We start from the raw sequence: 26968 nt of genomic DNA on the forward strand, positions 1-26968 counted from the left end.
GTTGTTATTGAGCGTTGGCCTTCTCGGCGGCCAGTTCTTCCAGGTCGATGTAACGGTTACCGATGCGTGGGTGCAGACGGCCGCCGTCGGCCGCGCCCAGGACCACGACGATCTCGTCGGCGCGCGGGGCGTCTTCGATCTGCATTTCCAGGGTGATGTAGTGCGAACGCAGGCCTTCGTCGTCCTTCTGCATCATCGGGATCTGGATCGAGGTGCCCGGGCCACCACGCTTGTTGGTGAAGCTCAGGTAGCTCTTGGCCTGGACGGCTTCGCGGTAGTGATTACCGAAGCGCAGGGTGTGGATGACGGCCGACGCGTGCTCGATCTCGCCGTCGGCACCGACCACGGCCGCCTTGCCATAGGCTTCGATCTTGTCGGCACCGCCGATCGCCGCGCACAGGCGCTCGACCATCAATGCACCCAGGTCGGAGCAGTTGGCGCGGATTTCCGGCTTGAGGTCCTCGACGAAACCGCGACCGGCCCATGGGTTCTTGATCACCACGGCCAGGCCGACCATGGTCACCGGCTTGTCGGTGGCCTTGCCGCCTTCGATGCGGGTCTCTTCGGAGTAGGTGACGATCTTGCGGATTTCGAAACTCATGGAGGGCTCCTGGTGAGGGTTATCAGCTCTTGTTGTCTGATGGTATACCATAATACTGGTTGTGCAAGAGGTTGCCTGAAATTTATGTGACGGGGCGGATGAAAGGCGCAGTGGTCGGGATTTTTAACGTCTGGAAAATCGAGCGCCGCCCGCGCGGCGCATCGCGAGCTGCGCTCGCTCCTATGTTTGTTTACGGCCAGTAACGCCTGTGGCAGGCGCGCGCGACCGCCTGGTTCGCACAACACAGTCTCGCGTCAGGCGCCAAGGCGTCCGCGCGAAAATCCCACAGGATTAATTGGCCCGACACAAACGTAGGAGCGAGCGCAGCTCGCGATGCGCCGCGCGGGCGGCGCTCGATCTCTCAGGCGCTTGAGCATCGAAACCTGCGCCCAACTAACAAAACTCAGGCGAACGCCGGCACCACTTCTTTGATGAACAGCTCCAGCGACTTCTTCTTCTCGGCATGAGGCAGGCTGTTGTCGCACCAGAAGCTGAACTCGTCGACGCCCAGCTCCTGGTAGTACTTGATGCGCGCGATGATCTGCTCGGGCGTGCCGATCATGGTGTTCTTGCGGATGTTCTCCAGCTCGAATGCTGGTACCTCGGCGAACTTCGACTCCGGGCTCGGCTCGAGGAAGCCGTTGACCGGGGTCGTCTTGTTGCCGAACCAGGCATCGAAGGTGCGGTAGAAGCGCGAGATGGCCTGGGCGCCGACCTTCCAGCCCTCCGGTTCGTCCGGGCTGTGCACGTGGGTGTGGCGCAGCACCATCAGTTGCGGGCGCGGCACCTCGGGGTTGTTGTCCAGGGCTGCCTGGAACTTGTTCTTCAGGTCCAGGACTTCCTCGTCACCCTTCATCAGTGGGGTGACCATGACGTTGCAACCGTGCTTGACCGCGAAGTTGTGCGAGTCCGGGTCGCGGGCCGCGATCCACATCGGCGGCATGCCTGCCTGTACCGGCTTGGGCACGCTGGTCGAGGTTGGGAAGTTGTACACCTCGCCTGCGTGGGCATAGTCGCCCTGCCACAGCTGGCGTACCGCCGGGACCATCTCGCGCAGAGCCTTGCCGCCATCGGTGGCGGGCATGCCGTTGGCCATGCGGTCGAATTCGAACTGGTAGGCGCCCCGGGCCAGGCCCACTTCCATGCGCCCGTTGCTGATCACATCGAGCAGGGCGCATTCGCCGGCCACGCGGATCGGATTCCAGAACGGGGCGATGATGGTGCCGGCGCCCAGGCGGATGGTCTCGGTGCGCGCAGCCAGGTAGGCCAGCAGCGGCATGGGGCTGGGCGAAATGGTGTACTCCATGGCGTGGTGTTCGCCGATCCATACGGTGCTGAAACCGCCGCGCTCGGCCATCAGGGTCAGTTCGGTCAGGTCTTCGAACAGCTGGCGGTGGCTGACCTGTTCATCCCAACGTTCCATGTGCACGAACAACGAAAATTTCATGGGGTTTTCCTCGGAGCTTGTTGTTGTCGCCTGCCTGGGGCGGGCGGTCAGATCTGATCACTGCATGGCACCGGCGTTGCCGGTGATCGCGGGCAAGCCCGCTCCCACAGAGCCTTGCGTCTAACGGGGATTCAGGCGAAGGCCGGCAGGCTGGCCATCTTGCCGCGGCAGTAGACCATCGGCCGTGGCGCCTCCTCGGGCACGATCAGGTTATGCACCTTGCCGACCATGATGGCGTGGTCACCGCCTTCGTATTCGCGCCACAGCTCGCACTCGATGATCGCGGTGGCGTTGGCCAGCAGCGGGTTGCCGAGCTCGCTCAGCGACCATTCGATGCCAGCGGCCTTGTCCTTGCCTTTCTTGGCGAAGGCGTAGGCTTCGGCCTGCTGTTCACCGGAAAGCAGGTGGATGGCGAAGCGCTTCTGTTTGATCAGCACGGGGTAGGAGTCGGAGCTGTAGTTGGGGCAGAACAGCACCAGTGGCGGGTCCATGGACAGGGACGAGAAGGCACTGGCCGTGAGGCCGACGATCGAGCCGTCGTCGTCCAGGGTGGTGATGACCGTGACGCCGGACGGGAAGGAGCCCAGGACGTTCTTGTAGACGGTTGCGTCGATCATGGCGTGTTCCTCGGGTAGGGCAGCGGTGGTCCGCGTTTTTATCGTTGATGTGTCTGATGGTATACCGTAATACCTCGATTGCAAGCAGAATTTTTCCTACAGGTTCATAGGCGATAAACGGTCAAGGCCGCGAATTCAGTGGGTTTGTCGGCTAAATAGAGGCTTCGAGGCGGGGCGCGAGGCGGATCAGATGCGCCGAAAAAGCGCAGTGCAGTGTTGTCAAAACCTTGGAATACCATAATATGGTGCGCAGCTGAGAGGCCGCCTTGAGCGGTTTCCTACAAAGATAAAAAACGACCTTTCGAGCTGAAAACCATGTCCCAACCGTCGTCGCAACACCAGTTTGTCGAAAATCACACGGTCGATTACGTTCCCCCTGCCGAGCGCCATGGGAAGGCGCGCGACCTGTTCACCCTCTGGTTCAGTACCAACATCGCGCCGCTGCCTATCGTCACCGGTGCCATGGTGGTCCAGGTGTTCCACCTGAACTTGGTGTGGGGCTTGCTCGCCATCGTGCTGGGTCATCTGCTGGGTGGCGTGGTCATCGCCCTGGCCTCTGCGCAGGGACCGCAGCTGGGCATCCCGCAGATGGTGCAGAGCCGCGGGCAGTTCGGGCGTTACGGCGCCTTGCTGATCGTGTTCTTCACCGCACTGATCTATGTCGGGTTCTTCATTTCCAACATCGTGCTGGCGGGCAAGTCGATCCATGGCATCGCCCCCAGCGTGCCGATGCCCACGGCGATCGTCATCGGCGCCCTGAGCGCCACAGCCATCGGCGTGATCGGCTACCGCTTCATCCATACTCTCAACCGCATCGGCACCTGGGTGATGGGCTCGGCGCTGCTGGCAGGCTTCGTCATGATGTTCAGCCAGGCGCTGCCGGCGGACTTCTTCAGCCGCGGCGCGTTCAACCTGTCCGGGTTCGTCGCCACTGTATCGCTGGGGGTGATCTGGCAGATCAGCTTCTCACCGTATACCTCCGACTATTCGCGCTACCTGCCGCGTGAAGTGGGTATCGCCAGGCCGTTCTGGGCCACCTATTTTGGCGCTACCTTGGGGACTATCCTGTGCTTCAGCTTCGGGGTGGTGGCGGTGCTGTGCGTGCCTGAAGGCACCGACGCCATGGCGGCGGTGGAACAAGCCACGGGCTGGCTGGGGCCGGTGCTGATGGTGCTGTTCCTGTGCAACATCATCAGCCACAACGCGCTCAACCTGTACGGTGCGGTGCTGTCGATCGTCACCGCCATCCAGACCTTCGCGGCCCAGTGGACGCCGAGCGTCAAGGTACGGGTGGTGCTTGCCACGGTGATTCTGGCGGCGTGCGGGCTGGTGGCGCTCAATGCCTCGGCCGACTTCATCGGGCAATTCATCGGCCTGATCCTGGCGCTGCTGTTGGTGCTGGTGCCCTGGGCGTCGATCAACCTGATCGACTTCTACCTGATCAAGAAGGGCGTGTACGACATCGCCTCGATCTTCCGCGCCGATGGCGGCATCTATGGGCGCTTCAACCACCACGCGATCATTGCCTATGCCTGCGGCATCCTGGTGCAGTTGCCGTTCGCCAACACATCGCTGTATGTCGGCCCGTATTCGAACCTGGTGGAAGGGGCGGACCTGTCGTGGCTGTTCGGGCTGCTGGTGACCTGCCCGCTGTACTACTGCCTGGCGACCCGCGGCAAGGCGCCGGCCAAGGTGGGCCGGGTGGTGAGTGTCAACGAATAAGCAGACAGAAGGGCTAATGCCGAATGCCTGTCAGGTAAGCAATTGGGGCCGCTACGCGCCCCATCGCGGCACAAGGCCGCTCCTACAGGACACCCACCATTGGTAAGGTTTGCGTGATCCTGCAGGAGCGGGCTTGTCCCGAAATGGTTCAGAGCTTGAACTGAGCCACCATCGCGTTCAGGTCTACCGCCAGCCGCGACAGGTCCTGGGCTGCGGCGCTGGTCTGGTTGGCCCCCGCCGACGTCTGCATGGCCAGGTCGCGGATATTGACCAGGTTGCGGTCCACCTCGCGGGCCACCTGGGCCTGCTCTTCCGAGGCGCTGGCGATCACCAGGTTGCGTTGGTTGATCGAGGCAATGGCCTCGGCGATCACTTCCAGTGCCTGACCAGCCGACTGGGCCACTTCCAGCGTGCCGTTGGCGCGGCCCTGGCTGGTGTGCATGGCGCTCACCGCGCGCTCCGTGCCGGACTGGATACCACTGATCATCTGCTCGATCTCCGCCGTGGACTGCTGGGTACGGTGGGCGAGGGCGCGCACTTCATCAGCCACCACGGCGAACCCGCGACCGGCCTCGCCAGCACGGGCCGCTTCGATGGCCGCGTTGAGCGCCAGCAGGTTGGTCTGCCCGGCGATGGCACCGATCACGTCCAGCACTCGGCTGATTTCATTGGCATTGCTGGCCAGCTGTTCGATTTCCCCGGACGTGTCGGTGACGTCGTTGACCAGGTGCTGGATAGACGCCAGCGCCTGGTTGACCTGGTCACGGCCGTCACGGGTAGTCTGGTCGGCCCCCTTGGAGGCGTCGGCGGTGCTCACTGCGTTGTTGGCCACTTCCTCGACAGCGGCGGTCATCTGGTTGACCGCGGTGGCAGCCTGGTCGATTTCGGCGCTTTGCTGGTGCAGGCCACGACTGGTGTCCTCGGTGACCGTGTGCAGCTCTTCGGAGGCCGAGGCCAACTGGTCGGAAGCGGCGGCAATGTTGCGCAAGGTCTCGCGCAGGCTCTGTTGCATGCGTCCAAGAGCGCGCAGCAGCAAGGCCGGTTCGTCGCGGCCGATGACCTGGATATCGCGGGTCAGGTCGCCTGTGGCCACGCGCTCGGCTACTGCCACGGCGTCTGCCAGGGGAAGGACGATGCTGCGGGTAAGAAGGGTAGCGATGACGGTCAGGGCAAGCAGGATCAGGATCAAGGTACCGACGATCAAGCCGAAGGCCTCGTCGGATGTCGTGCTGCTGCGCAAGGATGCCTGCTCGGCATTATGGGCGTTGTACTGGATGACCGCGGCGAGCGCTTTCATCATGCTGTCGGCGTATTCGGCCAGGGAGCCATTGATCAGTCGGCGGGCTTCGTCGAACTGCTCGGCTGCGATGGCATCTCGGATCGATTGCTGAAGCCCATGGTAGCGTTCGCTCAGTTGCATGAACGTGTTGAACAAGGCACGGTCTTCATCGTCGACGATGGTGCCTTCATATACTTTCAGGTCTTTTTCCAGTTTCTGGTTAATTTCGATGATCTTGTCCAGGGCGACCTTGCGCGCGGCAGGCTGCTCTTCCAGCGCGCTGCGCAGGGTCAGGGCGCGTGCTCGGCCCAGGCCGTTGCTGATATCGCCCAGCGAGATGATCGCGGGCAACCAGTTCACCCGTATCTCGTCGGTGGCGCTGTCCATCTTCCGGGTTTCGTAAAGTGCGATCAGGCCCATGATCAGCACCAGCACACCCAATAGAGCGAATACGCTGGCGGCCCTAATGCCTATTTTCATATTCCGAAGTTGCATGTGAATGTTCCTTGGCGTTGGCAGTGTCGAGTGCATGGATCAGGCGCGCATCCAAGCGCTCGATGCGTTGCGAGTTGGCGTTGAGTCCTCACCAGTCATAGTGTTTTTATTGGATGATGACATAGTGCCATCATTCTAGGACAGATGTTCGCTCTACCGCGCCATGGCGCATGAAAAAAGCCGCTATGCGGCCCATCGCAAGACAAGCCCGCGATGGGCCGCATAGCGGCTCCAAGGAATTACAAACAGATCAAGCGGACGCCATTTCGGTCCTTACACGATCGGAATCAGTGGATCCGCCGCGGACAGGGCCTGGGCCCGGTCGGCAGCAGGCGGATAGATCCACACCGAGTTGATCTGGCGCTTGAGGTTTTTGCCTTCCTGGCCCTGCAGCTTGAGCTCGCGTTCCCAGCCCTCGCTGAATGCCGCGCCCCAGCCGCCGAGGTCGAGGCAGGTGACGTATTTGGGTTGGCGATACATCACCGGAGCCAGGCCCAGCAGGTCGGCAACAGCGTTGTTGCCGCTGTGCCGGCCCATGGGGATGGCGTGCTGGCAGGTCATCAAGGCATGGTTGCCAAGATCGTCCACCGCGGCCCAGGCCACGTCGCCGGTCGCATAGATATGCGCCTGGCCTGCTACCTTGAGATGCTCGTCCACCCGCAGTCGACCGAAACCGTCACGCTCGCCCGGCACCTGGGCGGTCAGGGGGCTGGCCTTGACACCGACCGTCCAGATCACCGTCTTGCTGGCGATGTACTCGCCGTTATCCAACGTCACGCCGCCGGCATCCACCGCCACTACCGACGTACCCGACAACCACTCCACGCCGGCCTGTTCACAGGCCTCGACGATCGCCGGGATGATGCCTGCCCCCAATGCCGCACCGATGCTGGGGCCGCGGTCGACCACGATCACGCGGACCGGCGCGTCCTGGCCGAGGATGGCGCGCAGTCGGGCAGGCATCTCGGTGGCGGTTTCGATGCCGGTGAAACCGCCGCCGCAGACCACCACGGTATTGCGGGCCGGGGAGGCGGGCTGGTTGGCCAGATCGACCAGGTGCCGCTCCAGGACCATGGCGGACTCCATCTGGTCGACGTCGAAGGTGTGCTCGGCAAGGCCCGGGACCGCAGGGCGAGCGACCTGGCTGCCGGCCGCCAGGATCAGACGGTCGTAGCCGATCTGACGCGGTTGGCCGTCGGCGTCGGTATAACGGACCGTGCGTGCATCTGCATCGATGCCGTGCGCCTGCCCCTTGATGAAGGTCACGCCCACCGCCTCGAACAGCGCACCCAGCGGTGCCTTCATGCCGTGCACGTCGCTTTCGTAGAAGCGTGGGCGAATGCGCAGTTCGGGCTGTGGTGCCAGCACGCTGACGCGCACGTCGTCGCGTTTGGCCTGGTCGAGCAGGCGGGCGGCGCTCAGGGCGCTCCAGACACCGGCGAAGCCGGCACCGATGATCAGGACATGTGGGTTCATGGGAAAGCTCCGTTGGGGTTGCAAGGCGAAAAGGATGCTCGGCGCAGATTGGCGTGTCGGCCGATTAACTACGACTCTATTGGTCGTAGTTATAAAGTGCAAGCAATTTCTTGCCAGCGTCTCGTTGGGTGTCGGTTCGTTCTCGCTTCCCTGCAGGCCGGACGGTACGCGCCTCATCGCGGCGCAAGGCCATTCCTACAGAGCGCGGTGTCGATCGGGGAGGGGCTGAGGCTATGGAGGGGTTTTGCTTGACGCGCTGGAAATGCGTATAATTTGCGACAAATTTGGTCGGAGATTGATATGTCCCTCTACAGTGCCGGTGTCGAATATGGCATCCATTGCCTGCTGTTCCTGGTGGACGAGCGCGGCGACAGCCGCGAATCCAGCGTGCGCGACCTGGCCGAGCTGCAAGGCGTGCCCCAGGAATACCTGGCCAAGGTATTCACCAAGCTGGCCCGCGCGGGCCTGGTGGCGGCCACCGAAGGCGTACGTGGTGGTTTTCGCCTGGCGCGCCCCTCCGACGAGATCACCGTGCTCGATATCGTCAATGCGATCGACGGGCCCAAGAAGATCTTCGACTGCCGCGAGATCCGCGAGCGCTGCACCTTGTTCGAGGGCGCGCCACCGACCTGGGCCACCGAGGGCACTTGCGCCATCCATGCGGTGATGCTGGGTGCGCAAAAGCGCATGGAGGAGGCACTGGCCCAGCAGACCATCCTCGACTTGGCGCGGCGTTTCGGGCGCAAGGCGCCGTCACAGTTCGGCCAGAAGGTCAGCGACTGGATGAGCGAGCGGCGTGAGGGCAAGGGCAGCGGCGACATCCCAGTCACGCAGGCCTAGCGCCCCCCGCGGCAAGGCGGCAAATGGCTTATGCTAGACACTCAGCCTGTCGAAGGAGCCTGTCATGACGTGGTCCGCTACTCAGTATTCCCTGTTCGAAGATGAGCGCACCCGCGCCGTGCGCGACCTGCTGGCCGCAGTGCCACCACGCCCGGTGCGTCATGCCACCGACCTTGGGTGCGGCCCGGGCAACTCCACCGAAGTACTGCGTGGCCAACACCCCGATGCCATGGTGGTGGCCCTGGACAGCGACCCGGACATGATCGACAAGGCGCGCCAGCGGCGGCGCCTGTGCGTACCGCAGGTGCGGTGCGAAATCGGCGATATCGCCAGTTGGACGGCCAGCGAGCCGCAAGACCTGATCCTGGCTAACGCTTCGCTGCAATGGTTACCCGACCACGGCACCCTCTATCCTCATCTGGTTCGTCAGTTGACCGAGGGCGGCAGCCTGGCCGTGCAAACGCCGGACAACATCGATGAACCTGCCCATCGGCAGTTGCGCGAGATCGCCGGCCAAGGGCCGTGGGCGGACAAATTCGCCGATTTGTTACTGCCGCCGCGGCACAATGCAGCGTTCTATTACGACCTGCTCAGCCCGCTGTGCGCTCGTGTGGATGTCTGGCGTACGACCTACCACCACCCGTTGGCCGGTGGCGCCGAGGCGGTCGTGGAGTGGTTCAAAGGCTCAGCCCTGCGACCGTACCTGGCGCGGCTGGATGAGCGGGAGCAGGCGGACTTTCTGCAGCTCTACCTGCAGGCGATGCAGCAAGACTACCCGCCTGCCAGCGACGGCAAGGTGCTGTTGCCGTTCCCGCGACTGTTCGTTGTCGCTACCCGCTAGTGCGGCGCCAGCGCCAGTAGACGTAGCCGTACACGCCGAGGTTGAGCACCAATATGAACAGGCCCAGCAGAGCCTGGACCTGTGGCGTCAGCCCGGCGGGGTAGATCATCGGCCAGATGTAATGCTCGATGAAGCCGCCCTGGTAGCCAGCCTGGCCTGCGGCGGCGCGCAGACGGTTTTCCCAGCCGGTCAGCGGACAGCCTAGATGCAGACACTCCACCGCCAGCCCCCAGGCCATGGCCGGCAGGTGGATGAACAGGGCAGGGCGCCACTTGATGACCAGGAGTCCACCGAACAACACCAGCAGGATGAACGCCAGGTGCAGGAGAACCAGGGCGTCGGCGGCGAGGCGGGAGAGCATGCTGTGTACCCGCGGCACGGAAATTCATACCAGCATAGAACAATGCATAACTAGTTGATTTTGCGGGACTTGTGGGAGCGGGCTGGTCTTGCGATCAAGGGCGACAGTGATATTGGGCCCGCGCTAGTCGCAGGACAAGTCGGACCGCTGCCCCACAGCATTATCGCCGCCCGTCGGAGAGCGGGCTTTCGCGCCCATCAACTTTCGTCTTGCACCATCTGCAGGAAGGTCGCCACCACCCGCCGGGTGCGCTGTTCGCTCAGGCACACCAGGGTCTCGGTCAGGTGCCGTTGGCAATCGAGGATCGGCAGCGCGCATACTCGAGCATCCGCCCCGAACTCGGCGGCCGACACCACGCCCACACCGATGCCTACCACCACCGCTTCCCGTGCCGCCTCACGGCCTTCTACCTGGATCGCTGGGCGGATGCGCAGGCCGGCACGCTGCATTTCTTCCTCGAGCGTCTGGCGGGTCACCGAGCCCGGTTCACGCAGCACCAACGGGGTATCGTCCAGGTCGGCAAGGTTGATCGAGCTGCGGCTGGCCCAGGGGTGATTGCGCGAGACGAACGCCACCATCGGGTCGCGGCGCATGGGCACGCAGAACAGCCGCTCGTCATCGACATCGCGCCCGAGCAGGGCCAGGTCGGCCTGGTAGCTGAACAGACGGGCCAGGGATTCGTCGGTGTTGCCCGTTTCGATCTTCACCTGGATGCCCGGGTAGCGCTGGCAGAATCGGGCGATCTGCGGCAGAACGTGGACCGGGGCGTCCACCGCCAGCACCAGGCTGCCGGTGTGCAGGGCGCGGGAGTCCTGCAGCAGCTCCACCGCCTCGGTTTCGCAGGCGAACAGCCGCTGGGTGACGCCCAGCAGGCGCTCGCCCAGGTCGGTCAGCTGCACCGAGCGTTTGTTGCGATGGAACAGCAGCACACCGAAACGTTCCTCGAGCTTGCGCACCTGATCGGAGACGGCCGGCTGGGTGAGGAACAGTTTTTCCGCAGCACGGGTGAAGCTGCCTTGCTCGGCAACCGCGTGAAAGGCCTTGAGTTGAGCGTGGGAGACTGACATGACCACTCCGTAACAAGCTGAGCTTATGTGTGAAATACGATAAATCGATTTTATTTATCAGTCACCAACTGGTTCCATGTTCGACAGCCCAGCGGCGTTGCCAAAAGCAACCACCCGGGGCCATGGCATTGCCCCGGTCACGCCCGACCGCCGATGCCATCTGACCAATGACGGTCCTTCTCGTCATGCAGTGCGCAACACAACAACAAAACAGGCGTTTTTTCACATTCTGCCGGCACACTCGAGCAAGAGGTCAGAGTCAAATGAATCAATCCCTAGCGGCCATGAAGCGCTGGCGCGTCCAGATCTTCGCAATCACCTGGTTGGCATACGCCGCCTTCTACTTCACCCGCAAGGCCTTCTCGGTCGCCAAACTCGGCATCGGTGAAGACCCGACGTTCATGCTCGACAAGGCCGCAATGGCCAACCTCGACGCGATCTACCTGGCGGCCTACGCCGTGGGCCAGTTCACCTGGGGCATGCTCGCCGACCGCTTCGGTCCGCGCGTGGTGGTACTGGGTGGCCTGTTGATTTCCGCCGCAGCGGCTGTGGTCATGGGCAGCTATGCGACCTTCCCGATCTTCGCCACCTGCATGCTGATCCAGGGTCTGGCGCAATCCACCGGCTGGGCGGGGTTGTGCAAGAACATCGGCAGTTTCTTCCCGGCGGTACAGCGCGGGCGGGTTCTGGGCCTGTGGAGCTCCTGCTACGCCTTCGGTGGCCTGGTGGCTTCGCCGTTTGCCGGTTGGTGGGCTTACACCCTGGTCGGCACCTGGCACGCGGCCTTCTTCTCCAGCGCCGCGGTGGTGGCGGGCGTGGCGGTGCTGTTCTTCATCTTCCAGCGCAACAAGCCCGAGGATGTCGGTTTGCAGGCGGTGGAACCCGAGCCGCAGAGCATGGCGCCGGGCTCGAACCTGTGCAGCGTCTGGGCGCCGCTGAAGGAAATCCTGCGTAATCGCACGGTGCTGACCCTGGGCCTTGCCTATTTCATGCTCAAGCCAGCGCGCTACGCCATTTTGCTGTGGGGGCCGGTGATCGTCTTCGAGCAAATGCCTTCGGTGGGCAAGGTGGGCGCAGCCATCATCCCTACGGCTTTCGAACTGGCCGGCCTGCTTGGGCCGATCCTCATCGGCCTGGCTTCGGACAAGCTGTTCGGTGCACGGCGCATGCCGGCCTGCGTGATCAGCCTGGTGTTGCTGACCCTCGTGCTGGCCGGCTTCATGGGTGCCATGCACACCGGTAGCGTGGTCTTGGTCGTGGCCTTGCTGTTCGTCATGGGCCTGACCCTGTACGGGCCGGACTCGATGATCAGCGGCGCCGCAGCGATCGACTTCGGCACCGCCAAGGCCGGCGCCACCGCTGCAGGTTTCGTCAACGGTTGCGGCTCGGTGGGCGCAGTGCTGGGCGGCCTGCTGCCGGGGTACTTCGACAGCGTCACCGTGTTCATCGTCTTCGCCTGTACTGCCCTGTTCTCCGCCCTGGTGTTGCTGCCGCACTGGAACAGCCGCCCGGCCAGCCTGGTGGCGGCCAATGACGTGGCCCCGAACACAGCGATGGCGATCAAGCCTGCGCGTACTTGAGGAATGTAATAAATGAGACCGTTCTGGCTGCAACAGGCCCTGGACATGGAAGACGAGCCGCCATGCCCGCCGCTCCCCGGTGACGCGCGTTGCGACGTGTGCATCGTCGGCGGTGGCTATACGGGGTTGTGGACTGCGCTGATGATCAAGGAACAGGCTCCCTCGCTGGATGTACTGCTGATCGAGGCGGATATATGCGGTGCCGGGGCCAGCGGCCGGAACGGCGGATGTGCATTGTCATGGTCGGCCAAGTACTTCACCCTCGAACGCCTGTTCGGGGTGGCCGAGGCGGTGCGCCTGGTGCGTGAGTCGGAGCGCAGCATCACCGCCATCGGCGAGTTCTGCGCGGCCAACGGTATCCAGTGCGACTACCGCCTGGACGGCACCTTGTACACCGCGACCAACCAGGCCCAGGTCGGCGGCACCGATGCGGTGATCGCAGCCCTGGAAAGCAAGGGGATCAATTCGTTCCAGCGCTTGCCGCTGGAACAGGTGCAACGCCTCGCCGGGTCCACCCGGCACCTGGAGGGCTGGTATTCGCCGGCCGCTGCCACGGTGCAACCGGGCCGGCTGGTGCGCGGCCTGCGGCGGGTGGCCCTGGCACGCGGGGTACGCATCCATGAAGGTACCGCAATGACGGGGTTGGAGCATGGTGCGCCGGTACAGGTACGCACCCGCCAGGGCACCATTCGCGCCGACCGCGTGGTACTGGGCCTCAATGCCTGGATGGCGCGGGCCTTCCCGCAGTTCGAACGCAGCGTGGCGATCGTTTCCAGCGACATGGTGATCACCGAGCCGTGCCCGGAACTGCTGCGTGAGATCGGCCTGGTCAGCGGCGTGAGCGTGCTTGATTCACGGATTTTCGTGCACTACTACCACAACACCAGCGACGGGCGGCTGATGCTCGGCAAAGGTGGCAACACCTTCGCCTATGGCGGGCGCATGTTGCCGGTGTTCGACCAACCGTCGCCTTACCGGCCGTTGTTGCGCGAGAGCCTAGGCGAGTTCTTCCCGGCCCTGGCCGACGTGCCGCTGGCGGCCAGTTGGAACGGCCCGTCCGACCGCTCGGTGACCGGCTTGCCGTTCTTCGGCCGCTTGGATGGGCAGGGCAACGTGTTCTATGGCTTCGGTTATTCCGGCAGCGGTGTGGGGCCATGCCACATGGGGGGGCAGATCTTGTCATCGCTGGCTCTGGGGCAGGACAACCCCTGGACACGCTCGCCGCTGGTCAAGGGGCCGTTGGGCCAGTTTCCGCCGGAGCCGATCCGTTACCTGGGGTCGTTGATGGTGCGCAATGCCATCCGTCGCAAGGAGCACGCCGAGGACCGCGGTGTACGGCCGCGGCGCCTGGACGTGCGCCTGGCGCGGTTCGCGGCGGCGGCGGGCAAGGCCGACAAAGCCTGATATCGCTGCGCCCCAATTGCGGGACAAGCCCGTTCCCACAGGGTCGTCCTGTAGGCGCGGGCTTGTCCCGCGATTGGGTTGCGCAGCAGCCTCGTCGAGATTTCTTGTCGATCCAGTGGGCGAGGGCGTATAAACTGCTCCCACTTTTTGGCCGGTCGCTTCCTGAACCGGCCGCTGAAACAAAGAGAGTCGACATGGGCGCACAGTGGAAAGCCAAGCATAAAGAAGCCGCAGCCAACGCCAAGGGCAAGATCATGGGCAAGCTGGCCAAGGAAATTCAGATCGCTGCCAAATCCGGCGCCGATCCGGACATGAACCCGCGCCTGCGCCTGGCCGTGGAACAGGCCAAGAAGGCCTCGATGACCCGTGAAACCCTCGAGCGCGCCATCCGCAAGGGCGCGGGCCTGGACGGCGACTCGGTGCAGTACCATGCAGTGACCTACGAAGGGTTCGCCCCGCACCAGGTACCGCTGATCGTCGAATGCCTGACCGACAACATCAACCGTACCGTCGCCGAAATCCGCGTGGCCTTCCGCAAGGGCCAGCTCGGTGCCAGCGGCTCGGTCGCCTGGGACTTCAACCATGTCGGCCTGATCGAGGCGACGCCAAACGGCGATGCCGACCCTGAACTGGCTGCCATCGAAGCGGGTGCCCAGGACTTCGAGGAAGGCGAGGAAGAGGGCTCGACCCTGTTCATCACCGATACCACCGACCTGGATGCCGTGCAGAAAGCCCTGCCGGAGCACGGTTTCACCGTGACCTCGGCGAAGATCGGCTACACCCCGAAGAACCCGGTCAGCGCGGCCAGCCTGAGCGCCGAGGCCCTGGCCGAGGTCGAGGCCTTCCTCGAGGCGATCGACAACCATGACGACGTGCAGAACGTCTATGTCGGCCTGACTGACTGATCAGCGGGCGTCAATCGCGGGGCCAGCCCGCTCCCACAGGTCTACTGCAGCCCTTGTGTGGAGCGGGCTTGTTCCGCGTTCGAGGGCGCAGCCCTCGCCGGAACCCCCATCAATGAATCCCGCCTTCGCCTCCCTCAGCCTCGCGCACCTGCGCACCCTCGACTGCCTCCTGCACCTGAAGAACCTCAGCCACGCCGCCGAGCGCCTGGGCTGCAGCCAGTCGGCCCTGAGCCGGCAGCTGGCTAACCTGCGCGACGCCTTCGACGACCCCTTGCTGGTGCGCCAGGGCCGCGGCTACGTGCTCAGCGAGCACGCCGAGTCCCTGGTCGAGCCCCTGCGGCAGGTACTGGAAGAATTGCAGGCCCTGCGCCAACCGGCGGTCTTCGACCCGGCGCGCTGCGAGCGACGCTTCTGCCTGGCGGCCTCGGACTATGTGGCCGAGCACATGCTGCCGTTGCTGGTCACCGCCCTGGAGCGCGAAGCCCCCGGGGTGACTCTGGAGTACCGCACCTGGCAGGCCGGCCAGTACGCCCTGCTGGCCAGCGGCGAGATCGACCTGGCCACCACCTTGTTCGATGAGTCGCCGCCCAACCTGCACGGGCGTTTGCTGGGCGAGGACCGGGCGGTGTGCCTGATGCGTCAAGATCACCCATTGACCGCACTCGACAGCGTGAGCCAGGACGACTACCTGGCGTTCAAACATGTGCGTATCTCCGGCGGTGGCGACAAGGACAGTTTCATCGACCGCCACCTGCGTGCCCAAGGGCTGCAGCGACGGATCGGCTTGCAAGTGCCGTTCTTCTGCGCCGCGGTGCAGGTGATCGGCAATGGCCAGGGCCTGGCCACCGTGCCCGAGCATATCGCTCGCCAGTTGTGTCGCCTGCACCCGCTGGCCTGGCGGCCACTGGGTTTCATCGACCATACCCAGCGTTACTGGGTGGTCTGGCACCAGCGGCTGCAGGCCTCGGCCGAGCACCGTTGGTTGCGCAACCGGGTGTTCGAGCTGTGGCGCCAGTCGCAGTTCGGCGTACAGGGCGGGCATGCGCCTTCGCCATAGCAGCTATGCGCGAAGCGGGGTTCTTCCCAAAGATAGAGCGCGCCTAGACTCTTGGGTACGAGGCGGGCCTTATCGCGGGACGAGCCCGCTCCCACAAACTGGGCAACCCTGTTGGGGTATGTTCCTATAAGTCGGCGTGGGAGTGGGCTTGCCCCGCGATTGGGCCTGCACTGACCACCAGGATTTCCCAGGAGCGCGCACGTGACCCCAGAAGACTTTCGCCAATACGGCCACCAACTGATCGACCTGATCGCCGACTACCGCCAAACGGTTGCCGAGCGCCCGGTCATGGCCCAGGTCGAGCCTGGCTACCTCAAGGCCGCCTTGCCTGCGGGGGCACCGCAACAGGGCGAGCCGTTCGAGGCGATCCTCGCCGATGTCGACAAGCTGCTGATGCCTGGGCTGTCCCACTGGCAACACCCGGACTTCTACGGCTACTTCCCCTCCAACGGCACCTTGTCCTCGGTACTGGGCGACTTCCTCAGCACCGGGCTGGGCGTGCTGGGCCTGTCGTGGCAGTCCAGCCCAGCGCTCAGTGAGCTGGAGGAAACCACCCTCGACTGGCTACGCCAGTTGCTGGGCCTGTCGGCGCAGTGGAGCGGGGTGATCCAGGACACCGCATCCACCAGCACCTTGGTCGCGTTGATCTGCGCTCGTGAGCGGGCCACCGACTATGCCCTGGTGCGTGGCGGGCTGCAGGCCCAGGAGAAACCCTTGGTGGTGTATGTCAGCGCCCATGCCCACAGCTCGGTGGACAAGGCGGCGTTGCTGGCCGGTTTCGGTCGCCAGAACATCCGCCTGATTCCTACCGACGAACGTTTCGCCATGCGTCCAGACGCGCTGCAGGCGGCCATCGAGCAGGACCTGGCCGCAGGCAACCAGCCCTGTGCCGTGGTCGCCACCACCGGGACCACAGCCACCACCGCCCTGGACCCGCTGGCCGCTATCGGCGCCATCACCCAGGCGCATTCGCTGTGGTTGCACGTCGACTCGGCCATGGCCGGCTCGGCGATGATCCTGCCCGAATGCCGCTGGATGTGGGACGGCATCGAGCTGGCCGACTCGGTGGTGGTCAATGCCCACAAATGGCTGGGTGTGGCCTTCGACTGCTCGATTTACTACGTACGCGACCCCCAGCACCTGATCCGGGTGATGAGCACCAACCCCAGTTACCTGCAGTCGGCGGTGGACGGGGAGGTGAAGAACCTGCGCGACTGGGGTATCCCCCTGGGCCGGCGGTTCCGTGCCTTGAAACTGTGGTTCATGCTGCGCAGCGAAGGGGTCGAGGCCCTACAGCAACGTCTACGCCGCGACCTGGACAACGCCCGCTGGTTGGCCGAGCAGGTCGAGGCCGCACCAGAATGGGAGCTGTTGGCGCCCGTGCAGTTACAGACGCTGTGTATTCGCCATCGGCCTGCGGGGCTGGCAGGTGAAGCCCTGGATGCGCATACCCGCGCCTGGGCGGATCGGCTCAATGGCTCCGGCGATGCCTATGTGACACCGGCGACCTTGGATGGGCGCTGGATGGTGCGGGTATCGGTGGGGGCGCTGCCGACCGAGCGGGCAGATGTGGAGCGGTTGTGGGCGAATCTGCTGGGGATCGTCAAGGCTTGAGCGCACAAGCCTGCATTGCGGCCTGATAGCGGGCGTAGGCACCGGGCTCTTCCCCGATCGGGCCGCTCTGCAATCATTTCCCTTGCTGCGACATCGTTATCCGTCGCTTGAAAGACGGTTTTTCACCATACCTGTTACTTCTGCCAGTTAGTGCCGGTGCTGTCCTTGGCTACCATCCGCCTCGCTGGTTGAGAGGTTAAATGTAGCGGCTTGATACAGGGAAGAACGGGTAGTTCGACACCCGTTTAATTGTATGGACGAGTGAGAGGATATGTGATCAGGATGAATGAGTGCCCTGCGCACGGCACATGGGAAACATTCAAATGTTTTGACCGGCACCGTCAGCGGTGTTGTCCTTCTTCACCCCGCCTTTTTCCTCCGTTGTAATGTCTGGTGTGTGCGACGGAACTGCGCCTCCTTCAATAGAAATTTACTTGCTTCAGGCGAGCGCCTTGCCTGTACAGGTTCGACACGTTGTTGGACTTCGACCGATGACCGTGTCAGGGGCGCGCGCCTGCTCATGATTAAATGAGGCTGGATAATGTCGCGAAAAGAATTCGATGTTCCCGCTGCCGTCTCTCTGACGGCTGCGGCTGGGTTGCGCTCTTGTGCAGAACTGCATGCCGAACTGGGCGCGGAACTCTCCTTGTATCAGGTGCAGACGCTGCATCAGGCTGCTCGCAAAGCGTGCAACGATGCGCTGATAACGGAAAAAAAGATCCTCACCCACGCCTCGCCCTTGCTGCCCCAGGCAATCAAGCTGGGCATGAAGGGCTCGGGCGCTTCGGTACAGGACTACAAGGACTGGTTCGGTGGGCGTGCGCTGACGTTCGCAGCCCCCGGTGATGTCGCGTCCATGTTCTCGCCTGCGGCTTACCTGGTGACGTTGTATCGCGAGGCCCGGGAACTCTACCCCGAGGGCAATCCTTGGCACATCGATGCCCGCCGCCCCGATCTGCAAGGGCTGGAATTGAGTCAGGCGAACCTGGACACGCCGGTGGGCGCACTGAGCCTGTCCAATGAAATCCTGATGGCGAAGCTGAGTCATCATGACGTCTCGCTGGACGGGTTGGCGCGCCATGTGGGCAGTGGAACCACGCCTTACCATCACCATCACAACCGCTTTCGCCAGGCGCATCGCCTGAAGGATCCGACGTTCGCGCACATGTGGGCGGCGCCCCATGTCACCAAGCACCTGAGCAGCGCTGCACGTGTCGGTATCCTTCACGCGATCTCGCCTGCCTTGTACGAGCTGTTGACGGATGAAATCACCCGGGAAAATGCCGACGAAAAGTTCCCCAGGTATTTTCCGGGCACCATGCCCGAGGAGATGCTCCGCCCTGACCGTTTACGTGAATGGTTTGGCCTGGACGACCGCCTGTTGATGAGCTTCATCAATGGCGGTGCCAAGGTCAACGAGGAGCGGCGTGGTGCGCAGACGGATCGTGCTGAATTGCTCAAGACCGACGGGGTCGTGTACCAAGTGGGCGTGGGAGCGACCAGTGAGGCGATCCACTACGCGCACTTGTTTTTCCTGGGCGGGAACCGTTGGCAATTGAGCTTCAAGCTCAAGCTCGGGGGCGTCATCAGATTCGATGTCAAGGATGCGCTGCAACTGAAGCTTACCCCAAAGGCACTGGGCGAAGAGCAGTGGCTGGCGGAGAAGGAATACCACTATCCATTCACCTGGAAGGGGCCGGCAGAAGGCCGCTCGTATGTAGAGTACCGAATCAAACTCGAGCCCAACGCGATGCAGGGGCGTTCATACGATGCGCATTACGCCATGCCCAGGTTGTCGCCCGCGCAGTTTTTGCTCAGGCTCAACAAGACCATCAGGCTGCACAAGGCCACCGGGCTTTGCGCTGCGCAGCTGAACGACATCATCGACAGCGAAAACCCTGAGCAGATCACCCGGCAGACGCTGGCCACACTGGCGCATACCTCGTGCCTGAGCCGACGCCATGACATCGCCATGGAAGATGCTCTGGTCATGGCCGGGAAGTCGATAGGCGTGACGGCCCGGGCCGGCGAAGCGAGCCAGTTCGATCGGCTGTTCAACGACCCACCGCTCATCGACGGCGGGCTGAGCTGCGAAGACTACGTCATGCTCGATCTGCACCCTTCCAAGGCCGAGGAGCAGGCAGACGTCAAAGCCACCCTCAAGCGTGCCTGCCAGACCGACGACCAAGGCTTGTATACGCTGGGCCAGTTGTTGGCGGCCGAACAGGACGCAGACGTGCGCTTCGCGACCACGCTTGGGCAATTGTCCCGCCTCTATGCCCTGAGCATATGGGGCCGCGTACATGGGCTGGCGCCAGTCGAACTGCAACTGGTGCTGGAGGCATTGGGTACTGCTCGTGCACTGGGTGAGGCGCCTGCGGTCGAATGGACGCAGGTGCTGGAGCGCCTGACGCGCTTGTGCGGCTGGATGGATGAGCGGGGTTGGACGGTCCATGACCTGTCACTGATGATCCGCAAGGTCGATGAAATCCCACCGAGTACCGAAATTTCCAACCTGCTCAAGGATATGGCGACGGCCGTGGCCAATGCGTCGTTGCCCGAGACGCCTGGCGCGCAGGACTATGTTCGTGCGCTGAGCGCACTGATGGCTTCGGTGTTTGGCCTGAGCGGCGAAACCGCGGCGCAGGCGCTGTTGAACTGGGCGCACCGGGCTAAGCCGGGTGGCCTTTCACTGGTGGATGCTGGTGCGATCCTGACAACCGAAGCCCCGCCCGAGGAACAGCAAGAGCAGGTGACGGCGTTCGCCTACGGGCTGGCGCAAATGGCGTTGATCGTTCACGCCACTGGGGTCACCGCCGACGTGTTGACACTTCTGGTCGAGCGGCCTCAGGCGCTGTCTCCAGAAGCGGTGCAGGGTGACGAGGCCAGCGCGACGTTGGCATGCAACGTGGAGATGGTGACAGCCCTGGCGGACTTCTGCACCTGGCTGAAAAAACTGCCAGACCCAGCGGGGGCAAGCGGAGCGCTGATCACCGCCCTGGGCGGCGATGGCGTGCCAGCCAAGCTGCTTGCGCAAGCTTCGGGGCTGGTCGAAATGACCATTGCCCAGGCCATCGACCAGGCCCGTTGGCGAGAGGACATCGCGGATGCGGCAGCGCTTGTCAGTTGGTACGAGATTGCCGTGGTCCTGCAGTGGGTCTCACTGGCGACAACGTTCGGCGTGCAGCCGGTCACGATCGGGGCGATGATCAAGCTGGACTACCTATCCGGGTCCTGGGCCGCCTGGCAGACACTCGCGGATGCCTTCCAGGCAGGCCTGACCCGCTCGCAGGGCAAACGCGCCCACTCGGTTACCGATGAAGCACTCAGTGGTGCATTGGCCGGCTTCCTGGCGGCCCAGGAACATGCTGGCGTGGAGCAACTGAACCAGCACCTGTTACTGGACAGCCTGAACGGTGCGCAGGTGATGACTTCTCGTATCGCCGAAGCCACGGCTGCGCTGCAGATGTTCATTCATCGCACCCTGTCGGACCCGGAAGACAAGCATGCCTTGAAGACAGCAGCACTGGACCGGCAGTTCTTCCGTGACTGGACCCGCTGGAATGCCCGCTATGCCACTTGGTCGGCCGGGCAGATGTTGATGTACTACCCGGAAAACTACATCGACCCGACCGTACGTCTGGGCCAGACCAAGGCGATGGACAGCATGCTCCAAACGCTGGGGCAGGCGCAGATCAACGACGACACCGTGGGCGACGCCTTCCATGGTTACCTGGGCGCCTTCGAAGAAGTGGCCAACCTGGAAACGATCAGTGGCTACCATGCAAGCCGTCTGGCGGACACTGGCAAGTCCTGGTTCATTGGCCGCAGCCGTGGCGAGCCTCGCCAATACTGGTGGCGTGCGGTGGACGAAGGCAAGCGTGGGAGCGATGGCGTACTACCGGCCAATGCTTGGACCGGTTGGACGAAGATCGACATGGCGCCCCAGGTGCATGGCCGGTTGATAAGGCCGGTGATCTACCGTGAGCGTCTGTACCTGCTGTGGGTAGAGCGTCAGGAGCACCTCATCACCCGCGATGACGAAGGCAAGCCAAGGGATCATGAATGGCGTTGGTCCTACAAGCTTGCCTGGTTGCGCTATGACGGGACCTGGAGCGCGCCGCTGGATTACCCGTTGTCCAGCGACGTCGTGGCGCAATTGGAGTGCAAGGAAAAACCGAATGCAGACTGCACGAAGATACCGAAAGAAGACCTTGCGATGTTCCTGTCGATGCGACCGGGGCGCAACGCGCTATTGGTCGGTCTGTATGATCGGCGTCAGGCTCCCCAAGATGACACCGAAGGGCCCGAAAGTTTCGGTGGCCTGGAGATCCGCGAGGACCTGAGTAGCAGGGAGGTACCGATCACGGGGTATCTGAAACAGGTCAGGCATTGGCTGGATTCGGCCAAACACACGGGAATGTGTGCGGTGTTCGACGGAGAGGGCAAACCTGTGAGCGGGGATATTCGCTCCGAGCCGGGTTCCGTACCTGAAGGTTTCAAGGTGTTCGATATCGTCGTGGGCGGTTTGAACGTTATCGATACGTCAGATACCGGGGAGGGTACTTATAGCCTGCACCTCGACACGACATTGGTGGTGGAGGCGGTCCGCCCGGAAATCGAGAATGTCTGGATAACCGCCCTGGTGAACGAATATCCCGCGCTTCTGGATGAAGATGAAACGTTGCCCGTGCTGGCCCGTAGCGGCCATGGTGCTTTCATGGCGCGCAAGGAAGATAACGAATACTGGGGGTATCTGTGCGTCAGTCGCGCCCGTTTCAAGACCTTTTTCCCTGACCTGGCCGATTCGATCGTTGACGTATTCGACGTGCCGCTGCCCGCGGAACCCGGCAAGTTCAAGAGAGTGCCGGCTGCCCAAGGCGAGGCCCACATGGGGAGGTTTAGGATCGCGACGCTGGGATATCCATTGCAGGCGGTGAATGTAAGATTCAATTTCGCTCGCGATCGCGAGGCCGGTACCACGCACAATATCAACATTGCGTCCTTGCTGTACCACCCAGCCGGTGCAGGCGCTGAAAAAGTGACACCCCGCCGATATAAGGACCCCTTGGGCAAGGTCGCGGCGGTGGACATACAACGTAGCGTGCATAGGGCAAAGGCAGGAGAGGCCATCACGGAACAGGCAAAAGCCGATTTCGACCTGGCCGGGGGCCCGCAGCAGGTCAATTTTTCCAGCACGTTGAAAGTCGGCGATATGGGGGAGTGGGACGACGCGATCGGCGAGCATCTCGTGCGGTTCCAGTTCGGCAAGGAGCATGTGCGCGAATGGACAATCAGCGTCGTCAAGGAAGGCGATACGTTGCAGACGGCGATTATCGGCGAGACCGCCGAGGGTGCGCAGTATCTCAAGCGCAATGGCTGGGTGACCCGGCTCAATACGCTGTTCGCGCGCCAACTCACCGAGCGTGCGGCTTTGGGCATCGACACCATTCTCAGTTACGAGACCCAGCAGATCCCCGAACCTGGCATCGAAGGCAGCGGCGAGAACCCCTTGATGGATTTCGCTGGCGCCAACGCGCTGTACTTCTGGGAACTGTTCTACTACACACCGATGATGGTGATGCAGCGGTTCCTGCAAGAGGAGCGCTTCGACCTGGCCGAACAGTGGCTCACCTACATCTTCAACCCGGCCGGCTATACCGTGAACGGGCAGTACACCCGGCGCATGTGGAACGTACGCCCGCTGGAGGAAGACACTGACTGGAACGATGAGCCCTTGAAGGCGCTGGACCCGGATGCCGTGGCGCAGAACGACCCGATGCACTACAAGCTCCATGTCTTCATGCGGCTGTTGGATATCACCTTGGGGCGTGGCGACGCCGCGTACCGCAAGCTGGAGCGAGACACCCTGAGCGAAGCGAAGGTCTGGTACCAGCGCGCCTTGCGACTGCTGGGCGACGCACCCTGGATCGAGGCGAGCAGCGCCTGGGATGATCCGTCGCTGGGCGAGGTGGCCTCGGAACAAACCTTGGAAGATCGCATGCAGGCACTGGCCTTGATGACCGAAGGCGTCCGTGCCGAGGATGTGACACATTTGCGTGTGATAGCCGGCAAACGCGCGGAGGCCGGTCGGACGTCGTTCCTGCCCGAAGCCAACCGCATGCTGCTGGGGTACTGGGAAGCACTGCGCATTCGCCTGTACAACCTGCGGCACAACCTGAGCCTGGATGGCCAGCCGCTGAATCTGCCGCTGTATGCCAAACCGGCCGACCCAAAGGCATTGCTGGCTGCGGCGGTGGCAGCTCAGGCCGGTGGCGAGAACGCCTTGCCCGAAATCAAAGGTGTGCCGGCCTTGCGTTTCACTCCGCTGCTGGAGAGCGCGCGTGCCATGACGTCTCACCTCATTCTGTTCGGCAATACGATGCGGCTCCTACTCGAGCGCCAGGATGCCGAAGCGTTGGTGGAGCTGCTCAATACCCAAGGCGCAGAACTATCCGCCAGCAGTGTCGCGTTGCAGGAGCAGTCGCTCCAAGAGTTGCAGGCCGAGACGGTGAGGCTCACGGCTCTCAAGGATGCTGCCCGGGTACGGCACGACCATTACCGGGCGTTGTATGACGAATACATCAGCGGCGCCGAGAATCTTGCCATGACCTTGACGCTCAGCAGGAAGGCCTTGCTGGGAACCTGGGGGTCCCTTGCCGTAACGGAGGGCCTGACGAAGACATTTCCCAACGTGTTTGGCACCTCCAACGGAGGCGGACAGCCCGGTGGGCCATTGAAGGCATCGGCGACGCTCGCGCGGCTTGGAATGACGGGGTTGAAATTTGCCGAGGCGGCGATCAGTAAAAAGGAAAAATACCGCCGCCGTCGCCAAGACTGGGAGATCCAATACAAGAGCGCCGAGAAGTTGATGGCCATCGCGCAGGCGCAACTGGATGCTTTGGCGGTCCGCGAAACGTCCATCAAGATGCAGGTCGCTCATACCCAGGCCCAGGCAGCCAATGCAGCGGCGCAGCTGGCCTTCCATCAAGGCAAGATGACCGCCAAGCCGATGTACAGCTGGCTGCGTGCCCGCCTGGCGAACATTTTCTACAGCTACTACGACCTGACGGTTTCGCGCTGCATGATGGCGCAAAGCGCACTGCAATGGGAGAAAGGCGACACCACAACCTACCTGCGCACCGGTACCTGGAACGGCGCCTGGGCGGGCTTGTTGTGCGGAGAGGGGCTGATGCTGGCGCTGGGGCAGATGGAGGACGCCTGGGTGAAATGGCAGAAGCGGGAGTTGGAGGTGACCCGCGCTGTGTCATTGGCTTCGGTCTTTGAAGGCTCATTCGGTAAGGACTCAGGGGGGAATCCGACCACCCTGTCGGAGGCGATTGTTGCGGTGCTGGCAGGAGAGGATGTCGAGTGTACATTGCCGCTGAGCAGTGTGACGTACGAGTCGAACATGCTGTCGGTCCAGTTCGGTCTCAATCAGTTGGGCCTGGCAGAGGAGTTCGCAGCAGGCACGTGTCGCGTACGTCGTATAGGCGTGAGCCTTGAGGGTGCGAATGTCGAGTCCTCCGGGCAGCTTCGTGCACGGCTGATGACCAATTACACCGGCTTGCCCGCCGGCTGCCACCAAAGCGTGATATCCCATGCCAGGAACGACGATGGCTTGTTTCCTCAGGAGGGCGGCAACGCGGCCACCCGATGGCTGCCGTTCGAGGGGTTGAACATTGCGTTGGCAAACGATGAGGACGATACCTGGCTGACACTGAGCTTCCCCGATGCCAAGGAGCAGTCGGTTCTGGTTGACCTGAAAGACATTACCTTGCACGTCCAGTTCACCGTCCGCTGACGGTGTGGGAGGGCATGCCGATGCCCTCCCGCTTCCCTGTTCCGCCCCGCTCGCGGATAATCCCTTGCCATTGAAGACAACAACCTGCGAGTGGGTATGAGTGATTCGGTAGTCAACCTCGGGGGACACGGGGGCGACGGGGGGCGCAAGTCGCGCAAGCACAACCCCGAGAAAACCCGTGAGGACATCCTCCAGGCCGCGATCCACGAGTTCGTGCAGCAAGGCCTCGCCGGTGCGCGTGTCGATGCCATCGCCGAGCGCACCGCCACCTCCAAGCGAATGATCTACTACTACTTCGGCAGCAAGGAGCAGTTGTACATCGAGTGCCTGGTCAAGCTCTACGGCGACATCCGCAAGACCGAGCACAGCCTCGACCTGGAGTCGCTGCCGGCCGTGCAGGCCATCGAGCGCGTAGTGGAGTTCACCTTCGACCACCATGACCATAACGTCGATTTCGTGCGCATCGTCTGCACCGAGAACATCCATTACGGCGAGTACATCAAGCAATCACCGGCGATTCGAGAAATGAGCAGCCTGGTGTTGCAGGGGTTGGCTCGTACCCTCCAGCGGGGCGTGGAGGAGGGCGTGTTCAGGCCAGGCATCGATGTCATCGACCTGCACATGCTGATGAGCTCGTTCTGCTTCTACCGCGTGTCCAACCGGCACACCTTCAGCGAGATCTTCCAGATCGACCTCTGCGAACAGGAGGTCAAGCGGCGTCACAAGCAGATGATTCGTGACGCGGTGTTGGGTTACATCCGCGCTTGAGTCAAGCCCCCAGCAGCTTCACTCGCCCAGCCGTTGTTCCCGTGACGGCGGGTAGCCGAAGTAAGCTGCATAGCACTTGCTGAAATGCGAGACCGAGACGAAACCGCAGGCTACTGCGACTTCCATTACCGAGAGGTCGGAGTATTGCAGCAGCCGGCGGCTCTTGGTGATGCGCAGCTCCATGTAGTAGCGCCGCGGCGAAGTGCCGAGCTGGGCCTGGAACAGGCGGTCGATCTGGCGCCGTGAGCGGCCGCTGTAGGCGGCGAGCTGGTCGAGACTGAGGGTTTCCTCGAGGTTGTTCTCCATCAGCTCGACGATGGTACGCAGGTGCAGGCTCATGGACTTCTTCGCCCCAGGACCAACCTGGCGATAGCGGGCACCGGAGAACGACAGGATTTCCTCCACGCCTTCGGCCAGGGCGTCGCCATAGAGACGACGGACCAGACCGAGCATCAGCTCCATGGCGCCATTGGGGCTGGCGGCGGTGAGCCGGTCGCGGTCCAGAGTGAAGCTGGCCGGGGTCAGGCGGGTCTGTGGGCTGCGTTCGGCGAGGCTGGCACGCTGTTCTGGGTGAATGCTGCAGCCGTAGTCGTCCAGCACACCGGCGCGGCCAAGGAACCAGGCCCCGTTCCACAAGCCGCCCAGCGCCACGCCATGGGCCGCGCACTCGCCTAGCATACGGTCGAGCTCGGGGTATTTGAGTGGCGTGCGCAAGCCGCCGCAGATCACCAGCAGGTCCAGCTCCTTCAGGCTGGCAGCGTTGAGCTCGTTGGCCACCAGCTCCAGGCCCAGGTCGCTGAGCACCCGGTCACCCTTGGGCGAGAGCGGGTTGAAACGGAAGCTGTCGGCACGCAACAGGTTGGCGGTGACCAGCACGTCCATCGCCACGGTGAAACTGGCCATGGAGAAATGTTCGAGCAGGACGAAGTCGACCCGATAGGGCACCTGGCCGTTACCGGAGGCGGATTTTAGCCGCAGCATATTGCTGGTGCTGGTTTTCTGGCTGAACTGACGTGGCGTGGACACTGCTGACTCCGCTTCCTGGCTGGCCCGATGAGTTTGCTGGGAGCGCGAGGGAAAGACAACTGGT

Annotated in this window: 18 protein-coding genes; 10 read left to right on the forward strand and 8 right to left on the reverse strand. The window is 63.0% G+C overall.

The window, feature by feature from the left end; genetic code table 11:
* Positions 1-4 precede the first annotated feature (4 nt).
* From ACNFG0_RS01280 to ACNFG0_RS01290, 3 genes are all read right to left on the reverse strand, one after another.
* On the reverse strand, positions 5-601 hold the full coding sequence (locus ACNFG0_RS01280; protein WP_084853534.1) for an amino acid synthesis family protein: 597 nt from the start codon (positions 599-601) through the stop codon (positions 5-7).
* Between the two features lie 403 nt (positions 602-1004).
* A complete protein-coding gene (locus ACNFG0_RS01285) occupies positions 1005-2048 on the reverse strand; it encodes an LLM class flavin-dependent oxidoreductase (RefSeq protein WP_196143079.1) in 1044 nt (347 codons plus the stop codon).
* A gap of 131 nt (positions 2049-2179) precedes the next feature.
* A complete protein-coding gene (locus ACNFG0_RS01290; RefSeq protein ID WP_196143078.1) occupies positions 2180-2665 on the reverse strand; it encodes a flavin reductase family protein in 486 nt (161 codons plus the stop codon).
* A gap of 315 nt (positions 2666-2980) precedes the next feature.
* On the opposite strand from ACNFG0_RS01290, the gene ACNFG0_RS01295 reads away from it, so the two are divergent.
* Positions 2981-4387, forward strand: coding sequence for a purine-cytosine permease family protein (locus ACNFG0_RS01295; protein WP_196154357.1), 1407 nt, complete (start codon positions 2981-2983; stop codon positions 4385-4387).
* A 148-nt stretch (positions 4388-4535) separates the two neighbouring features.
* Here ACNFG0_RS01295 and ACNFG0_RS01300 read toward each other — a convergent pair whose 3' ends face one another.
* Both ACNFG0_RS01300 and ACNFG0_RS01305 read right to left on the reverse strand, forming a co-directional pair.
* Positions 4536-6197: a methyl-accepting chemotaxis protein gene (locus ACNFG0_RS01300; protein WP_416763827.1), complete on the reverse strand. Its 1662-nt coding sequence runs from the start codon at positions 6195-6197 to the stop codon at positions 4536-4538.
* A gap of 237 nt (positions 6198-6434) precedes the next feature.
* Positions 6435-7637, reverse strand: coding sequence for an NAD(P)/FAD-dependent oxidoreductase (locus ACNFG0_RS01305; protein ID WP_416763829.1), 1203 nt, complete (start codon positions 7635-7637; stop codon positions 6435-6437).
* Positions 7638-7937: 300 nt separating this feature from the next.
* On the opposite strand from ACNFG0_RS01305, the gene ACNFG0_RS01310 reads away from it, so the two are divergent.
* On the forward strand, positions 7938-8477 hold the full coding sequence (locus ACNFG0_RS01310; RefSeq protein WP_416763830.1) for an RrF2 family transcriptional regulator: 540 nt from the start codon (positions 7938-7940) through the stop codon (positions 8475-8477).
* A gap of 64 nt (positions 8478-8541) precedes the next feature.
* On the forward strand, positions 8542-9318 hold the full coding sequence (gene tam, locus ACNFG0_RS01315) for a trans-aconitate 2-methyltransferase (RefSeq protein ID WP_416763831.1): 777 nt from the start codon (positions 8542-8544) through the stop codon (positions 9316-9318).
* Here the strand turns inward: tam and ACNFG0_RS01320 are convergent.
* Positions 9308-9679: a DUF2784 domain-containing protein gene (locus ACNFG0_RS01320; protein ID WP_416763832.1), complete on the reverse strand. Its 372-nt coding sequence runs from the start codon at positions 9677-9679 to the stop codon at positions 9308-9310. The two genes, tam and ACNFG0_RS01320, sit on opposite strands and share 11 nt — an antisense overlap.
* A gap of 197 nt (positions 9680-9876) precedes the next feature.
* The gene (locus tag ACNFG0_RS01325) at positions 9877-10746 is read right to left on the reverse strand and encodes a LysR substrate-binding domain-containing protein (protein WP_196143073.1); all 870 of its coding nucleotides are present in this window, start codon (positions 10744-10746) and stop codon (positions 9877-9879) included.
* Positions 10747-11009: 263 nt separating this feature from the next.
* On the opposite strand from ACNFG0_RS01325, the gene ACNFG0_RS01330 reads away from it, so the two are divergent.
* The 7 genes from ACNFG0_RS01330 (at position 11010) to ACNFG0_RS01360 (ending at position 25878) form a co-directional block, all read left to right on the forward strand.
* A complete protein-coding gene (locus ACNFG0_RS01330; protein WP_196154351.1) occupies positions 11010-12326 on the forward strand; it encodes an MFS transporter in 1317 nt (438 codons plus the stop codon).
* A gap of 12 nt (positions 12327-12338) precedes the next feature.
* Positions 12339-13730, forward strand: a complete 1392-nt coding sequence (locus tag ACNFG0_RS01335; protein ID WP_196166279.1) for an FAD-dependent oxidoreductase — start codon at positions 12339-12341, stop codon at positions 13728-13730.
* 194 nt (positions 13731-13924) lie between these two features.
* Positions 13925-14635, forward strand: a complete 711-nt coding sequence (locus ACNFG0_RS01340) for a YebC/PmpR family DNA-binding transcriptional regulator (protein WP_196143070.1) — start codon at positions 13925-13927, stop codon at positions 14633-14635.
* A 112-nt stretch (positions 14636-14747) separates the two neighbouring features.
* Positions 14748-15692, forward strand: coding sequence for a LysR family transcriptional regulator (locus tag ACNFG0_RS01345; protein ID WP_196143069.1), 945 nt, complete (start codon positions 14748-14750; stop codon positions 15690-15692).
* 201 nt (positions 15693-15893) lie between these two features.
* Positions 15894-17306 (forward strand): DOPA decarboxylase, encoded by a 1413-nt coding sequence (locus tag ACNFG0_RS01350; RefSeq protein ID WP_416763834.1) that lies wholly within the window; start codon positions 15894-15896, stop codon positions 17304-17306.
* A 541-nt stretch (positions 17307-17847) separates the two neighbouring features.
* Positions 17848-25110 carry a neuraminidase-like domain-containing protein gene (locus ACNFG0_RS01355; protein ID WP_416763835.1) on the forward strand — a complete coding sequence of 2421 codons (7263 nt, stop codon included), beginning with the start codon at positions 17848-17850 and terminating at the stop codon, positions 25108-25110.
* A gap of 96 nt (positions 25111-25206) precedes the next feature.
* A complete protein-coding gene (locus ACNFG0_RS01360; protein WP_196143066.1) occupies positions 25207-25878 on the forward strand; it encodes a TetR/AcrR family transcriptional regulator in 672 nt (223 codons plus the stop codon).
* An 18-nt stretch (positions 25879-25896) separates the two neighbouring features.
* Here ACNFG0_RS01360 and ACNFG0_RS01365 read toward each other — a convergent pair whose 3' ends face one another.
* Positions 25897-26904, reverse strand: a complete 1008-nt coding sequence (locus tag ACNFG0_RS01365; protein WP_196143065.1) for a GlxA family transcriptional regulator — start codon at positions 26902-26904, stop codon at positions 25897-25899.
* Between the last annotated feature and the right edge of the window lie 64 nt (positions 26905-26968).

It is taken from the genome of Pseudomonas sp. NY15372 (assembly GCF_048068215.1).
Taxonomy (GTDB): domain Bacteria; phylum Pseudomonadota; class Gammaproteobacteria; order Pseudomonadales; family Pseudomonadaceae; genus Aquipseudomonas; species Aquipseudomonas guariconensis_A.

Excerpts from the sequence above, each read along its gene's own strand:
- ACNFG0_RS01280 (WP_084853534.1), bottom strand. The coding sequence starts at position 601 with ATGAGTTTCGAAATCCGCAAGATCGTCACCTACTCCGAAGAGACCCGC.
- ACNFG0_RS01285 (WP_196143079.1), bottom strand. The coding sequence starts at position 2,048 with ATGAAATTTTCGTTGTTCGTGCACATGGAACGTTGGGATGAACAGGTC.
- ACNFG0_RS01290 (WP_196143078.1), bottom strand. The coding sequence starts at position 2,665 with ATGATCGACGCAACCGTCTACAAGAACGTCCTGGGCTCCTTCCCGTCC.
- ACNFG0_RS01295 (WP_196154357.1), top strand. The coding sequence starts at position 2,981 with ATGTCCCAACCGTCGTCGCAACACCAGTTTGTCGAAAATCACACGGTC.
- ACNFG0_RS01300 (WP_416763827.1), bottom strand. The coding sequence starts at position 6,197 with ATGCACTCGACACTGCCAACGCCAAGGAACATTCACATGCAACTTCGG.
- ACNFG0_RS01305 (WP_416763829.1), bottom strand. The coding sequence starts at position 7,637 with ATGAACCCACATGTCCTGATCATCGGTGCCGGCTTCGCCGGTGTCTGG.
- ACNFG0_RS01310 (WP_416763830.1), top strand. The coding sequence starts at position 7,938 with ATGTCCCTCTACAGTGCCGGTGTCGAATATGGCATCCATTGCCTGCTG.
- tam (WP_416763831.1), top strand. The coding sequence starts at position 8,542 with ATGACGTGGTCCGCTACTCAGTATTCCCTGTTCGAAGATGAGCGCACC.
- ACNFG0_RS01320 (WP_416763832.1), bottom strand. The coding sequence starts at position 9,679 with ATGCTCTCCCGCCTCGCCGCCGACGCCCTGGTTCTCCTGCACCTGGCG.
- ACNFG0_RS01325 (WP_196143073.1), bottom strand. The coding sequence starts at position 10,746 with ATGTCAGTCTCCCACGCTCAACTCAAGGCCTTTCACGCGGTTGCCGAG.
- ACNFG0_RS01330 (WP_196154351.1), top strand. The coding sequence starts at position 11,010 with ATGAATCAATCCCTAGCGGCCATGAAGCGCTGGCGCGTCCAGATCTTC.
- ACNFG0_RS01335 (WP_196166279.1), top strand. The coding sequence starts at position 12,339 with ATGAGACCGTTCTGGCTGCAACAGGCCCTGGACATGGAAGACGAGCCG.
- ACNFG0_RS01340 (WP_196143070.1), top strand. The coding sequence starts at position 13,925 with ATGGGCGCACAGTGGAAAGCCAAGCATAAAGAAGCCGCAGCCAACGCC.
- ACNFG0_RS01345 (WP_196143069.1), top strand. The coding sequence starts at position 14,748 with ATGAATCCCGCCTTCGCCTCCCTCAGCCTCGCGCACCTGCGCACCCTC.
- ACNFG0_RS01355 (WP_416763835.1), top strand. The coding sequence starts at position 17,848 with ATGTCGCGAAAAGAATTCGATGTTCCCGCTGCCGTCTCTCTGACGGCT.
- ACNFG0_RS01360 (WP_196143066.1), top strand. The coding sequence starts at position 25,207 with ATGAGTGATTCGGTAGTCAACCTCGGGGGACACGGGGGCGACGGGGGG.